This is a genomic window from Streptomyces sp. T028, assembly GCF_048159505.1.
Taxonomy (GTDB): Bacteria; Actinomycetota; Actinomycetes; order Streptomycetales; family Streptomycetaceae; genus Streptomyces.
This window is the reverse complement of sequence record NZ_JBLRVZ010000052.1, coordinates 126,116-140,496: the sequence shown is the minus strand read 5'-3', so window position 1 is coordinate 140,496 and position 14,381 is coordinate 126,116. Positions and strand designations below refer to the sequence as shown.

The following is a 14,381-nucleotide window of genomic DNA, read 5'->3' as shown; positions in this document are numbered from 1 at the left end:
GCCGTAAACCTCTGAGAGGCCGGGTTTTTCACCCGGTCCCCCTTCGGGTCGTGCCCCCCGTTCGGACCAGCGGGACCGGCCGCGTAAGGCGCTCAGGGACGTCTGCGCCTAGCGTGGTGACCGGACTCGGGATTCGGGCGCTCGGCAACCCCCTGGGGGTCTCGTGCTCAAAGTAAGCGTCGTGGTGCCCGTCTACAACGCGGGCCGTTACCTGGAACTCTGCTCGCCCTCGCTGCTCCACCAGAGCATCGGCCGGGAGTCGTACGAGGTCGTCTACGTCGACGACGGCTCGACCGACGGCTCCGGCGAGCGGTTGGTGCGGCTGGCCGCCCGCCACCCGCACGTGCGCGTCTTCCGCCAGGAGAACTCCGGCTGGCCCGGCAAGCCCCGCAACGTCGGTGTCCGTCACGCCCGCGGCGCGTACGTCCAGTTCGTGGACCAGGACGACGAACTGACCCCCGAGGCTCTGGAACGCCTCCACGCCCTCGCCGTCCGCAACGGCTCCGACATCGTCATGGGCAAGGTGGCCGGCACCATGCAGGGGCCCCACAACCTCTTCAGACGCACCGTCGAGCGCTGCACGGCCGCGGACACCCCCCTCTTCGAGAGTCTCTCCCCGCACAAGATGTTCCGCCGCGCCTTCCTCCTCGACCACGGCATCCAGTTCCTCGAGGGCCCCGTACGCCTCGAGGACCAGGTGTTCATGGCCCGGGCGTACGTACGCGCCAAGACGGTCTCCATCCTCGGCGACTACCCCTGCTACCTGTGGAACCGCCGTGACGACGGAGGCAACACCAGCAGCCGGCCCGCCGTCCCCGAGGAGTACTACGCCCACCTGCGCACGGTCGTGGAGAGCATCAAGGAGGGCACGGAGCCGGGCCCCCTCCAGGACCACCTGCTGCGCCGCTCCTACCGCGTCGAACTCCTGCGCCCGGTCAGCGAGCCCCGCGTCCTGCAGCGCACGGGCAAGGCCCTCGAACGCTACTTCGACGTCGTGCGCCGGATGGCCCTCGACGCCTACCCGCGGGGCGTACGGCACGGACTCCCGGCGATCACGCGGCTCAGGGCTACCCTGCTGGAGGAGGGACTCCTCGACTCCCTCGTCGAACTGGCCCGCCGGACCCAGCACGTCAAGCCCCGCCTCACCATCGACGACATCCGCTGGACCGATGGCAGGCTCCACATCACGACCACCATCGGCATGCTCCGCCCCGACGGCGAACCCCTCACCCTCCACGAACGGTACGGCCGACTGCTCCTCGACCCCGAACTCCTCCAAGGCATCAAGGGCGCCGAAGGCTGGGAGGCCCCCCACCCCCTCGCCTACGCCCGAGGAGAACTCCTCGTCCACGACACCACCCGCAACCACTGGTGGTTCCCCCACACCGAACTGCGCCCCCGCACGGAACCCCTGGGCGCCGGCCGGCACCACGTCCTCGTCTCCGGCGTGACGGTCATCGACCCCCTGACCCTCACCGGCGGCCACCCCATGCCTCCCGGCACCCACCAGATCTGGGCCGACGCCCAACTCCTCGGCATCGGCCGCCGCATCCGCCTCACCCGCCCCGACTCCCACCCCCGGCTCACCCCGGCCACCGTGGGCACCCCACCCCGCCTGGTCATCCCCGGCTGGACCGCCCGCGACAACCAACTGCGCCTCGCCGTGGGCTCACCGGCCGGCACGACCGTCGCCCACCAGATCCTCCTGCGCACCGCGGCCGCGGCCCCCGTCCGCCGCGCCGCCCGAGCCGCCCTCCACCGGCTCCCACCGGCTCTGCGCCACAGGGCCCGCACCCTGGCCCGCCGAGCCGACCCCTGGAGACGGACCGCCGAAGCGGGGACGACGCCCGGCGCCCCGAAGTCCCCACGGACCCCTCCTCGCCCGGGCTGACCGACGGCTGCCGGACGAGGGAGCGCGAAGCCGGCGGCCGGACGAAGGCGGGAACGACGAGAGGCCGCATCCGGGGGCGCGGCGGTTGGAAGCCCGCTCCCCCGGACGGGCCCAGCCGCCCGTCGCCGGCCGACGGCCGCGGCCCGCCGACCAGGACCTGTCCGGCGGATCTTGTCGGAGACGCGGGGCTTGGCACGCCTGCCTGCGGCGTTGTCGTCGGTTGCCGACGCTCCGCGTCGACGCCCTCCTCCGCCTTGCAGTCAGACCCACCAAGCCCCGCTCACCTGCGCCGATAAGGTGCCGCTGCTTTCCTCCGACCTGATCCGCCGGACAGGTCCTAGGCGGACGCGGTCTGCACCGGCGCCGGCACCGCCGCGCGGGCGGTGTTCTTGCGGACCAGCAGCAGGGTGACCAGCGCGCCCAGCAGGGAGGCGCAGCCGCAGATCACCACGCCGAGCGACATGCCGTGGGCGAGGGCGGTCTGGGCGGCGGCCCTGGCGCTGTCGCTGCCCGCGTTGACGACGGCCAGCGGACCGGCCGCGGCCTCCATGCCGGCGTCGGCGCCGCTGAGCTTGCCGGCCAGCGCGGAGGACGCGGCACTCATCGCGACCGTGCTGATGACGGCGGGGCCGAGGCCCTGGCCGAACTCGCGGACCAGGCTGGTCGCGCCGCTGGCCATGCCGGTCATGTGGATCGGTACGGCGTTCACGGCCGCGGAGGTGAGCGAGGAGACGACGCAGATGAAGCCGACGCCGAGCAGCAGCACCGGGCCGATGAAGGCGGCGAGGGAGGTCGTGGTGATGGGCAGGGCGGCGATCCAGAACTGGCCGGCGGCCATGGGCAGCAGACCGCCCATGAGGAGCCAGCGGGGCTCGACGCGGGTGAGCATCCGGCTCAGGACCGGGGCGAGGAGCAGCGGGACCAGTTGGAGGATCACGAACGGCATGCCAGCCCGCAGGGGGCTGAGGTGCATGACGGCGCCAAGGCGGATGGAGACGCAGTAGGCGGTGCCGATGAAGCCGAACATGCCGGCCAGCGCGACGACGGCCGCTGCGGCGAAGGAGGGGATCTTCAGCAGGTCGAGGTTGAACATCGGCGACTCTGCGCGCTTCTCGGCGATCACGAAGGCGACCAGGGCCACGGTGGCGAGGCTGAGGGAGCCGACGATGGCCGGGCTGCTCCAGCCCCGCTCGCCGCCCTCGATGACACCCCAGAGCAGGGCGGTGAGACCGACGGCGACGGTGATCTGTCCGGGCCAGTCCAGGGCGCGGCCCTCAGGGGCCTTGGAGTCGGTGACGAGGAGTTGGCTGGAGACCGCGACGGCGAAACCCAGGACGACCGGCGGTACGAACGCCCAGCGGAAGTCGGCGACGGTGGCGAGCAGACCGGAGGACAGCGGGCCGACGGCCGAGGCGAGGGAGATGCTCAGCGCCCAGGTGGACACGGCCTTGGCGCGGTCCTTCCCGTCGGGTGTGGCGGCCGCGATCACGGCGAGGGAGCTGGGGAAGAGCGCGGCGGCGCCGATACCCGCCAGGGCCTGGCCGATCCAGAGCATGGTGATGTTCTGCGAGAGGGCGTTGAGGAGCTCACCGAGCGCCAGGACGAGCCCGCCGAGCACCAGCAGACGCTTACGGCCGAACAGGTCGCCGACCACACCGAAATTCAGCTCGAGAATCGCGGTGGGAAGAATGAACGCCGAGGTGACCCAGGCGACCTGGGAACCGGAGGCGCCGAATGCCGCCTGGATTTCTCCGTTGATGGGAGAAGGGACGGTAATGCACAGCTGTGCGGCGGCAACGGCCAGACAGCAGGCTATGAGAGTTCCCCTGTCGAGTCTTTTCAGCACGCTTGTCATTCCGTACTCCGTCGCTCTATGAGTTCGATGAGATTTCCCTCGGGGTCGGTGACCCAGGCCATGCGTACGCCGGGCTCGGGGGACGGTCCGGGTGCGAGGGCCTCGCCCGCCCCGAGCGCCCGCAGGGCGTCGTGGACGGGGTCGAGTTCGGGGGTGGTGACCGCGAAGTGGCCGTAGCCCTCCGTGAGGACGGCGGTCACCGGGTCAGGGGCCCTGAGGCCCGGTGCGGAGCCGGCTCGGGCCAGCAGTTCGAGCCGCCAGCCGTGCGGATGCTCCAGGACGACACCGCTGAGGCCGGGCCCTTCGAGACGGAACTCGAAGACGGACTCCAGCCCGAACGCGGCCTTGTACCAGGCGGTCTGGGCGGCGAGGTCGCGGACGTTGACGCCCACATGGTCGAGTCGCGCGTCCATACCGGCTCAGCCGGCCATGGCGCTGTCGCCGCCGTCGACCATGAGGTTGGCGCCGTTGACGAAGGCCGCCTCGTCGGAGCAGAGGAACGCGGCGACCCGCGCGATGTCCTCGGGCTGGGCGATCCGCCCGACCGGGATGCGGGCCTCCAGGTGCGCCTTCGGGCCCTCGGGGTCGTCCAGGAAGGGCGCCGTGGCCGAGGTGTGGGTCATGCCGGGGGCGATGGTGTTGACGCGGATGTGATGCGGGGCGCCGGCCGCGCACAGGTGCTTGCTCATCGCCAGCACCCCGCCCTTGGCGGCGCCGTGCGGCACCATCGGCAGGAACGGGGCACCGCGTACGGCGGCCACGGACGCCACGTTCAGGACCGCGCCTCCACCGCGCGCGATCAGGTGCGGCCAGGCCGCCTGGGTGCAGAAGTAGGGGATGTCCAGCTCGTTCCTGATGGTGAAGTACCAGTCCTCGGCCGGCATGGATTCGAACGGGCCGTTCCGTAGCGCGGAGGCGTTGTTGTAGAGAATGTCGATCCCACCGAAGGCCTCGATCCCGGCCTCGATCCACTCCCGTGCGCCGTCCCGGGTGGACAGGTCGACCGGGGCGAGGGAGCGCATGACTCCACCGGCCTTCTCGACGAGTTCCACGGTCTCGGCCGCGTTCTCCTCGTCGATGTCACAGCCGAATACCAGCGCGCCCTCGGCCGCGAATACCTGTGCCGCGGCCCGGCCGATTCCGGCTCCTGTTCCACTGATGAAGGCGATTTTCCCGGCCAGTCGACCCATGATGGAGAAGTCCCTTGTTCATGCCGCCCGAGTGCGGTGGTGGCAGCGTAGGGAGGGGAAATCGCCGGAACAAGAAATGTGTCAGGCCGGGGCCATCGGGGGTTCGTATGGCTGGTATGCGGCGGACGCCCCCAGCATGGCGCGGAGGCTGTCCGCAAAGCCATTCGGGTGGGTGAGGTCGCTGTTGTGGCCGCCGGGGAAGTGGATCAGGCCGGTGCCGAGTCCGGCGGCCGGCCTGCCCGGGAATTTCCTGTGGTACAGTGCGTTCAGTACCTGTGTAAGTCCCGATCCGGGCAAGGTACTGATTCTCCTTCAGCTCGCTGATCCGCCCGCCGTTCTCATCGGCCGGTGCAGTGGCTTTCCCGCACCACCTCAGCAGCGGATCCGCTCCGCCGTACCCGAGGTGCTGCTTCTCGCCGCCCGAGGTGCGCTGTGCGCCCTCCCCTCGCGGCGCCACCCCCCTTCCTTCGCATGTCTCATGCCTTCCGTCCGTGAAAGGACCGACCACGATGACCACCACACTCGAACACCCCCCTCTGCAGCAGCCCCCGGCCCGGGTCGCCTCCGGTGTCCTCGACATCGACGCGAGCGGGAAGGGGCACCTGCGCGCCGCCGACTGCCTGCCCACGCCCGCCGACCTCCAGGTCCCGGCCGCGCTGATCCGTCGTCACGGACTGCGCAAGGGCGACCTCGTCGAAGGGGTGCGCGGCACGCAGCGCGCCCTGACCGAGGTGGCGTGCGTCAACGGCCGTACGCCCGAGACCCTGAGCGGCCGCCGGCACTTCCGTGACCTCACTCCCCTGCACCCCCACCGGCGGCTGCGCCTCGAACACCCGGCCGCCGGACTGGCCGGGCGGGTCACCGATCTGATCGCGCCCGTGGGCAAGGGCCAGCGCGGGCTGATCGTCGCGCCGCCCAAGACGGGCAAGACCGTGCTGCTCCAGCAGCTCGCCGCCGCCGTCACCGGCAACCATCCCGAGGCCCGACTGATGGTGCTGCTGCTCGACGAACGCCCCGAGGAAGTCACCGACATGCGGCGCTCGGTGCGCGGCGAGGTGTACGCCTCCACCTTCGACCGGGCGCCCCGGCAGCACATCGCTCTCGCCGAACTCGTCGTCGAACGGGCCAAGCGGCTCGTCGAGGCGGGCGAGGACGTCGTGATCCTCCTCGACTCGCTGACCCGGCTGTGCCGGGCGCACAACAACGCGGCCGCCGCCGGGGGCCGTACGCTCAGCGGTGGCGTCGACGCGACCGCGCTGATCGGACCCAAGCGGTTCTTCGGCGCCGCGCGGGCCACCGAGGAGGGCGGCTCGCTGACCATCCTCGCCACCGCGCTGGTCGAAACGGGCTCCCGTGCCGACGGCTTCTTCTTCGAGGAACTGAAGAGCACCGGCAACATGGAGCTGCGCCTCGACCGCGAACCGGCCTCACGCCGTGTCTTCCCGGCCGTCGACATCAACGGCTCCGGCACCCGCCGTGAGGAACTCCTTCTCTCCTCCGCCGAGTTGACCGCGACCCGCGGACTGCGCCGGGCGCTGCAGACCCGCGACGGGCAGGCGAACCTGGACACCCTCCTGGAGCGGCTGCGGGAGACCCCGGACAACGCGACGTTCCTGCGGCGGATCCAGCCGACACTGCCCTCGGACCGCTGAGCGTGCGGCATCCGGGTGCTCACTGACCGGCGCACGGCACGGGAAGCGCGGGGAACACCGCACCCATTCCTACGTTGACCATATGAAGATCGGATTCCCTTCTCGGGTCGGACTGTCGGCCTGTGTCTTCTGTGCGGCAGGTGCCCTGGCCCTCGGGCCGACCGCGGCCGCCGCCCCTCCCGGAGCCGACCCCGGCCCCGGAACCGTGCGCACGCCGTCGCGGGCACACGCGCCGGGGCCGTCGCTCCTCTTCCGTCCCGGTACGCAGGTCAGACCCCACCGCGGAGCCCCCGAGGTGCCGGATCTCTCGGCGCTGTCGTGGCTGGTGGCCGACGTCGGGAGCGGTGAGGTGCTCGCCGCGGCGAACGCGCACCGCAAGCTGCCGCCCGCCAGCACGCTGAAGACCCTGTTCGCGGTCACCGTGCTGCCGGTCCTGCCCGCGGGCGTCCGGCACGAGGTGTCCGAGGAGGAACTCGCGGACATCGGGCCGGGCAGCAGTCTCGTCGGGGTCGCCGAGGGGCGGACGTACTCGGTCGCCGATCTGTGGCGCGGGGTGTTCCTGAACTCCGGCAACGACGCCGTGCACGTCCTGGCGGCCCTCAACGGCGGCTGGCGGACGACGGCCACGCGGATGCAGGAGAAGGCGCGGGCGCTGGGCGCGCTGGACACGCACGTCCGCTCGCCCGACGGATACGACACGCCCGGTCAGGTGTCGTCGGCGTACGACCTCGCGGTGTTCGGCAGGGCCGGGCTGCGCAGAGCGGACTTCTCGCGGTACTGCGGCCTGGCGGAGGCGACGTTCCCCGGCCGGGACGGAGGGTCGTACGGGATCGCGAACACCAACCGGCTGCTGACCGGGCACGACGGCGTCGAGCCGTACCCGGGGCTGGTCGGGGTCAAGAACGGCTACACGAGCAACGCCGGCAACACCCTGGTCGCCGCCGCCCGCAGGGGCGGGCGCACGCTCGTGGTGACGGTGATGAACCCTCGGCAGGGCGGCGGGTACGCCGTCTACGAGGAGGCGCGCGAGCTGCTCGACTGGGGGTTCGCGGCCGAGGGGCGGGTCGAGCCGGTGGGGTCGCTGGACGCCTTGCGCGCCCGGCCCAGGCCCGCTGCCGGGCCGGTGGCGGCCCCGTCGGCACGGTCGGTGGCGCGATCGGCGGCCGTCCCCGTGGCCGCCGTCGGCCTGCGTCCGGGCTGGTCGCGGGCGGCGGCGATCGCGGGGGCGGCCGTGCTGGGCGGGTCCGCCGTCGCGCTGGCGTTGTGGCTCGTGGGGCGGCGCTCGGCACGGAGGTGACCGACCGGCAGGAACAGCAGCAGGCCGAGCGTGACCCAGGTGTAGGTGTTGCTGCCGAGGAAGCCGTCGACGCCGGACGCGTCGTCGAACCAGAGCCACACCACGCTGGTGCACAGCACCGCGTACAGGGCACCCGCCACGCGCGCGTGCCCGGCGCGGAGCAGAACGGCGAACGACGGCAGCAGCCACACCAGGTGGTGCACCCAGGTGACGGGGCTGACCAGGCAGGCGGTGACGCCCGTGAGGGCGAAGGCCGCCTGCCAGTCGTCGGCGGTCACGGCCTGCCGGGCCCGGCGCGCCCACACGCACAGCACCACCACGACCAGCACCGCCCACACGGCCTTGCTCTCCACATCGAGCCGGGCGAGGACGCCCTGGAGCGACTGGTTCGACACATAGCCGAGCCGACCCACGCGGCTGGTGTCCCACAGGGCCTGTGTCCAGTAGAAGCGCGACGCGTCCGGGGCGACCAGGGCCGCGAACACCGTGGCGGCGAGCGCGACGGCCGTCGCGACGGCGGCCGCGCGCCAGCGGCGGGCGACCAGCAGCAGACCGATGAAGACGGCGGGCGTGAGCTTCACGGCCGCCGCGAGCCCGATGCCGACCCCGGCCCAGCGGCCCCGGCCGCTCGCCAGCAGCCAGGCGTCGGCCAGGACCAGGGCCAGCAGGAGCAGATTGACCTGGCCGAAGCTGAAGGTGTCCCGCAGCGGTTCGAACAGCGCGAGGACGCAGGCCGCGAGGACCACGCCGTACCAGCCGTGCCGCCGCCAGCCCGGCCCCGCCAGGACGCGTACGACGACGGCGAGCGCCGCCAGGTTGAGCAGCAGGGCGGTCGCGATCGCGGTCCGCAGGCCGACCAGCGCCATCGGCAGCATGGTGACGGCCGCGAACGGCGGATAGGTGAAACCGTACGGCGTGCCCGGCACCAGGTAGTCGTAGACGTGGCCGCCGTGGTGGATCCAGGTGTTGACGGTGCCGTAGTAGACGCGCAGGTCGAACCAGTCGCGCAGCAGCGGGACCGTCGCCGTGAAGAGGGTGACGGCCGCGACCAGGCAGCCGAGCAGCAGCAGACGGCCACGGTCCGTGGCGGGTGTTCTCATGCCGTACGTCCCAGCGCGGCCGGGGCCTGGGCCGCGAGGTGGGCCTGCCACAGGACGACCACGGCGAGCGCGCCGCCGCAGACCGCGAGGAGCAGTCGGCTGCCGTCGGCGGGCCCGCCGTCGGGCAGCACGGCCAGGGCGAGGACGCCGGCCACGGCCGCCATGCGGTGCCGTACGGAGGTGCTGGGGGCCGCCGCGGCCATGAGGAACAGGCCCCACAGGGCGTACCAGGGGCGGATCGCCGGGCCGAACGCGGCCACGGTGGCGAGGCTGAGGCCGAGCGCGTACACCGGGCGCGGGCGCAGCCGCCACCATATGGCGACCAGCGCGACGGCGGTGACCGCGAGTCCGAACACGTGCCAGGCGGGAACGGCCAGCGGGGCGAGGTCGCTGCCGAGGTGTTCGAGAAGGGCGCCGGTGGCGCGGCCGAGGAGGCTGGTGAGGGCCCAGTTCTGCGGGGAGACCGGGGTGTTGAGGGCGGCTATCCAGCCGTATCCGGTGCCCGCGAGGGCGGTCACGGCGACCGTGGTGGCGGCGCTGGCGGCCAGGGTGGTCAGGACGGCCCGTACGGGATGCCGGCCCGCGCGCACGGCCAGCAGCACGACCGCGGCGAGGCCGAGGATCGCGGGGGCCTTGACCAGGGCGGCGAGCGTGACGAGAACGGCAGCGGGGAGCGGGCGGCGGGCGAGCGCGGCGACGAGTCCGATCCCGAGCAGGCCCAGCATGATGGCGTCGTTGTGGGCGCCCGCCACCAGATGCAGCAGCACCAGCGGGTTGAGGACGCCCAGCCACAGCGCGGCGGCCGGGTCGGCGCCGCTGTGCCGGGCCAGCCGGGGCAGGGCCGCCGCCATCAGGGCCACCCCGCACAGCGCGACCAGCCGCATGCCGAGGAGCCCGGCGGGCAGTTCCCCGCGGGTGAGTCCGTACAGCGCGGAGGCGACGGCCATGAAGACCGGGCCGTACGGGGCTCCCGTGTGCCGCCACAACGGGGCGACCTCGGCCGCGAGCGGGCCGCCGAGCTGGGCCGGGCCGTACGCGTACACGTCGATGTGCGCGTCCACCATCGCCCCTTGGGCAAGGTAGCTGTAGACGTCCCGGCTGAACAGCGGCGGCCCGACCACCAGCGGCGCCGCCCACACCGCGAGGACGAACACGAGGGCGCGCGGTGTCGGCGGGTCCGCGCTGCGGACGAGCCCGCCGAGGAGGACCCAGGCAGCGGTCAGCAGCACCAGCCCGAAGTACACGCCGACCAGACCGAGTACGGCGTGCACGGAGGACGGGGCCAGAAGTTCCCGCGCGGGCAGCGCGCCGGCGCTCTCGCCGCCCAGCGCGAGACAGGCCGTCCCGGCCAGGCCGATGACCTGGCAGCGACGGAGATCGACGGGGAAACCCATGGCCAACACTCGGTCAGCGTGTCAACGCGGGGTGGCCGGAACCTGACATGCCGCTCTCGCCGCGGGGTCCTGCGCATGACCGGCGGGTGATCGCGGGAGCGGGTCTCAGTGGAAGCGGGAACTCCGTACCGGGCCCGCGGACTTCAGTCCCGCCCGGTCGCCGTGCAGCCAGGTGCCGCGGACGGCGGTGACGAAGTCGGTGAGCCGGCCGACGGGGTCGATGTCCTCTTCCGGTGCCGGATCGGCGGCGACGATGTCCGCCGCGATCTCCGTCTGCGGCCGGTCGTCGGGCTCGCCGGACTCCACTCCCCCGTCGGCGCTCTGGCGCAGCTGCGCGTCCCAGGGGGCCATCAGCGACTGGTGGAGGAGGGTGACGCTGTCGGCGGTGATCACCGGCGGGTCGGTCCAGCAGCTCGCGTGCTCGTGGAGGATCTGACCGGGCGCGCGCTCGAAGAGCTGTCCGATGATCTCCGGGCCCGGGCCCTGTTCGGCACGGGCCGTCTCGTTCAGGTCGTAGGCGATCACGACGGTGTCGTGGCGTCCCTCCTCGAAGGGGTGGGCCGGCAGGCCCAGCACCTCGGCGGCGGCCAGGCCGAGGATGCGGCTGCCCCGGTCGGGCAGCAGGGAGACCGACGTCGGCCGTGCCTCGGCCGCCTCCAGCACGGCCTTCAGCCGCAGCAGACCGCGCAGGCACTGCTCATGGCTGTCCTGGAGCCAGGCGTACCGGCCCGCCATGCCGTCCTCGAAGCCGAACGGGGAGAGCATGCCGAGCAGGGTGCCGCCCATGACGTACTGCCAGCCGCGCAGGTCGGCGGCGTCGAGCGGGCTCGCCTCCGCGGCGCTCGCGGCGCGGGCGAGGACCCGGTTCTGCCGGTCGCGGGCGGGCAGCCAGATGTCGTCGTCGGGGGCAGGCAGCAGGGCGTGCTGCCTGCGGGCGAGATCCAGGTCGCCCGCGAGGACCGCGTTGAAGACCAGCAGGTAGCGGTCCGGCCAGTCGGCGAGGGCGTCCTCATGCGCGGACAGCGCGTCGACTGCGTCGCGGTGCCGTTCCTCGCGCTCGTACGCCGAGACCAGCTCCCGCAGTACCGCCGCCGAGCCGGGCGTGAGCCGCAGCGCCTCACGCAGGGCGGGGATCGCGAGGTAGGGGACGCCGCGCTCCACGCACGCGTACCCGTACTCGTACAGCGGCTTGGCCTGGTCGGGCCGGTCGGCGAGGGCCGCGGCGGCCTCCTTCAGGTCGTCGAAACCGGCCGCCCCGGCGGCCCGGCCGACCACGAGGGAGACTTCGGCGAGGGGCAGGCTGTCCGAGGCGTGCCGCAGTTGGCGCAGCGCACCGGGGACGTCTCCCCCGTCCAGGTACTCCCATGCCTTGAGCAGTTCGGGGGACTTGGGGCGGCGGCGATGCTTGCGCGAGAACATGTGTGCGATCTTCGCGGGTGACCGAGCCGCGCTCAACCGAATTGCGGAGGCGCCGGAACGGGGCCGCGGGGGCGGAGGGGGCAGAAAGGGCGGAGGACCGGTGGGGGTCAGAAGACCGACAGGCCCGTGAGGGTGGTGAAGCGGTCCAGGGCCGCGACGCCCGCCACCGAGTTGCCGCGTTCGTCCAGGCCGGGGCTCCAGACGCACAGCGTGCAGCGGCCGGGTACGACGGCGATGATGCCGCCGCCGACACCGCTCTTGCCGGGCAGGCCGACACGGTAGGCGAAGTCACCGGCCGCGTCGTAGGTGCCGCAGGTCAGCATCACCGCGTTGACCTGCTTGGCCTGGCTGCGGGTGAGCAGGCGGGTGCCGTCGGCACGGATGCCGTGCCGGGCGAGGAAGGTGGTCGCGAGGGCGAGGTCGGCGCAGGACGCGGTGAGCGAGCACTGCCGGAAGTACTGGTCGAGGAGGTCCGGCACCGGGTTGTCGATGTTGCCGTAGGACGCCATGAAATGGGCGAGGGCGGCGTTGCGGTCACCGTGCCCGGCCTCGGAGGCCGCGACCTCCTCGTCGAAGTCGAGCGCGGGGTTGCCGCTCTCGGCACGCAGGAAGGCGCGGAGTTCCCCTGCGGCGTCTCCGGTACAGGTCTGGAGGCGGTCGGTGACGACGAGGGCGCCCGCGTTGATGAAGGGGTTGCGCGGGATGCCGTGCTCGTACTCCAGCTGGACCAGGGAGTTGAACGGGTTGCCTGAGGGCTCGCGGCCCACGTGCTCCCAGAGTTCGTCGCCCTCGCGGGCCAGGTCGAGGGCGAGGGTGAAGACCTTGGTGATGGACTGCGTGGAGAACGGCTCGCGCCAGTCCCCCACGCCGTACACCGTGCCGTCGAGCTCGGCCACGGCCATGCCGAAGCTGCGCGGATCACGGGCCGCGAGCGCCGGGATGTAGTCCGCGGGTCGGCCTCGGCCGGGGGTGTGCTCCATCTCCTCGGCGATGCGCTCCAGGACCGGCTGGAAGGAGAGGGACGACGTCGTTGTCATGATCACCATTGTGCCTCCGGGCCGGTCCTGGTGCGTCACCGCAGGTCAGGAAGGGTTCATACGGCGGGTGCTCCGCTGCCGGCCAGGACCTCGGGGCACAGCAGGTCGGTGAGCCGTTCGGCTGGCAACAGGCCCTTCTCCAGGACGAGTTCGGCGACACCGCGGCCGGTGACGAGGGCCTCCTTGGCGATGTCGGTGGCCGCCGTGTACCCGATGTGCGGGTTGAGGGCGGTGACCAGGCCGATGGAGTTCTCGACGGTCACGCGCAGGGCCTCGGTGTTGGCGGTGATGCCGTCGACGCAGCGCTCGGCGAGGGTGAGGCAGGCGGTCCGCAGATGCGTGATGCTCTCCGACAGGGAGTGCAGGATGATCGGCTCGAAGGCGTTGAGCTGGAGCTGTCCGGCCTCGGCCGCCATGGTGATGGTGACGTCGTTGCCGATCACCTCGAAGGCGACCTGGTTGACGACCTCGGGGATCACCGGGTTGACCTTGCCGGGCATGATGGACGATCCGGCCTGCACGGGCGGGAGGTTGATCTCGCCGAGGCCCGCGCGCGGACCGGAGGACAGCAGGCGCAGGTCGTTGCAGCTCTTGCTCAGCTTGACCGCGATCCGCTTCAGCACGCCGGACATCTGGACGAACGCGCCGCAGTCCTGGGTGGCCTCGACGAGGTTGGCGGCGGTGACCAGTGGGAGGCCGGTGATGTCGGCGAGATGGCGGCGGGCGGCCTCGGCGTAGCCGGCGGGGGCGTTGAGTCCGGTACCGATGGCCGTGGCGCCGAGGTTGATCTCGTGGATCAACTGGACGGCCTCGTCAAGACGGTTGCGGTCCTCGTCCATCATGACCGCATAGGCCGAGAACTCTTGACCGAGTGTCATGGGGACCGCGTCCTGCAACTGTGTACGGCCCATCTTGAGCACATCGCGGAACTCGACGGCCTTGCGGGCGAAGGAGTCCTGCAGTACAGCCATCGCCTTGAGCAGTCCACGGACCGCGAAGACCGTCGCTGTCTTGACGGCGGTCGGGTAGACGTCATTGGTGGACTGGCCCAGGTTGACGTCCTCGTTGGGGTGCAGGTACTGGTACTGCCCCTTCTCGTGGCCCATCAGCTCCAGGGCGCGGTTCGCCACGACCTCGTTGGCGTTCATGTTGGTCGAGGTGCCGGCGCCGCCCTGGATGACGTCGACGACGAACTGGTCGTGCAGCTCTCCCGCGCGGATCTCGCGGCAGGCGGCGACGATCGCGGCGGCCTTCTCGGGCGCGAGCAGGCCGAGTTCCTCGTTGGCGAGGGCGGCGGCCTCCTTGACGGCGGCGAGCGCGTCGACGAGGTGCGGGTAGGCGGAGATGGTGGTGCCCGTGATGGGGAAGTTCTCGATGGCGCGCAGGGTGTGGACGCCCCAGTACGCGTCGGCGGGGACGTCCCGGTCTCCGAGCAGGTCGTGTTCGCTGCGGGTGGCTGCGGCGGTCATGAGGTGCGGGTCCTCTTTCTGGGGGGGGTGGTGAGGGTTGGGGGTGCCGGCGACATCGGGTGGAACGGGGGCCGGCG

10 protein-coding genes and 1 pseudogene are annotated in these 14,381 nt (G+C 72.2%); 3 read left to right on the top strand and 8 right to left on the bottom strand.

The features are described 5' to 3' along the window. The first annotated feature begins 163 nt into the window (after window positions 1-163). Window positions 164-1,891, top strand: coding sequence for a glycosyltransferase family 2 protein (locus tag ACLZN2_RS41225; protein ID WP_416984839.1), 1,728 nt, complete (start codon window positions 164-166; stop codon window positions 1,889-1,891). A gap of 337 nt (window positions 1,892-2,228) precedes the next feature. On the opposite strand, the gene ACLZN2_RS41220 is transcribed toward ACLZN2_RS41225, so the two are convergent. The 3 genes from ACLZN2_RS41220 to ACLZN2_RS41210 are packed head-to-tail and all read right to left on the bottom strand — an operon-like array spanning window position 2,229 to window position 4,936. After that, complete coding sequence (locus ACLZN2_RS41220) at window positions 2,229-3,746, bottom strand: MFS transporter (protein WP_416984837.1); 1,518 nt, start codon at window positions 3,744-3,746, stop codon at window positions 2,229-2,231. Next, the gene (locus tag ACLZN2_RS41215; protein WP_416984836.1) at window positions 3,743-4,159 is read right to left on the bottom strand and encodes a VOC family protein; all 417 of its coding nucleotides are present in this window, start codon (window positions 4,157-4,159) and stop codon (window positions 3,743-3,745) included. The genes ACLZN2_RS41220 and ACLZN2_RS41215 overlap by 4 nt, the downstream gene beginning before the upstream one ends. Window positions 4,160-4,165: 6 nt before the next feature. Further along, window positions 4,166-4,936 (bottom strand): SDR family NAD(P)-dependent oxidoreductase, encoded by a 771-nt coding sequence (locus ACLZN2_RS41210; protein ID WP_416984835.1) that lies wholly within the window; start codon window positions 4,934-4,936, stop codon window positions 4,166-4,168. A 509-nt stretch (window positions 4,937-5,445) separates the two neighbouring features. On the opposite strand from ACLZN2_RS41210, the gene rho reads away from it, so the two are divergent. Continuing rightward, entirely contained in the window at window positions 5,446-6,588 is a 1,143-nt protein-coding gene (rho, locus tag ACLZN2_RS41205) for a transcription termination factor Rho (RefSeq protein ID WP_416984833.1), read from the top strand. An 82-nt stretch (window positions 6,589-6,670) separates the two neighbouring features. Then, window positions 6,671-7,516 (top strand): annotated as a pseudogene (locus tag ACLZN2_RS41200) (D-alanyl-D-alanine carboxypeptidase family protein); the annotation flags it as partial. Between the two features lie 83 nt (window positions 7,517-7,599). Here the strand turns inward: ACLZN2_RS41200 and ACLZN2_RS41195 are convergent. From ACLZN2_RS41195 to aspA, 5 genes are all read right to left on the bottom strand, one after another. After that, the gene (locus tag ACLZN2_RS41195) at window positions 7,600-8,985 is read right to left on the bottom strand and encodes a glycosyltransferase 87 family protein (protein ID WP_416984832.1); all 1,386 of its coding nucleotides are present in this window, start codon (window positions 8,983-8,985) and stop codon (window positions 7,600-7,602) included. After that, window positions 8,982-10,379 (bottom strand): polyprenol phosphomannose-dependent alpha 1,6 mannosyltransferase MptB, encoded by a 1,398-nt coding sequence (gene mptB, locus ACLZN2_RS41190; protein ID WP_416984831.1) that lies wholly within the window; start codon window positions 10,377-10,379, stop codon window positions 8,982-8,984. The genes ACLZN2_RS41195 and mptB overlap by 4 nt, the downstream gene beginning before the upstream one ends. A 105-nt stretch (window positions 10,380-10,484) precedes the next feature. Beyond that, window positions 10,485-11,798 carry a hypothetical protein gene (locus ACLZN2_RS41185; RefSeq protein ID WP_416984830.1) on the bottom strand — a complete coding sequence of 438 codons (1,314 nt, stop codon included), beginning with the start codon at window positions 11,796-11,798 and terminating at the stop codon, window positions 10,485-10,487. 107 nt (window positions 11,799-11,905) lie between these two features. Next, window positions 11,906-12,844: a glutaminase gene (locus tag ACLZN2_RS41180; protein WP_416984829.1), complete on the bottom strand. Its 939-nt coding sequence runs from the start codon at window positions 12,842-12,844 to the stop codon at window positions 11,906-11,908. 47 nt (window positions 12,845-12,891) lie between these two features. Then, on the bottom strand, window positions 12,892-14,304 hold the full coding sequence (gene aspA, locus ACLZN2_RS41175; protein WP_416984828.1) for an aspartate ammonia-lyase: 1,413 nt from the start codon (window positions 14,302-14,304) through the stop codon (window positions 12,892-12,894). Window positions 14,305-14,381 lie beyond the last annotated feature (77 nt).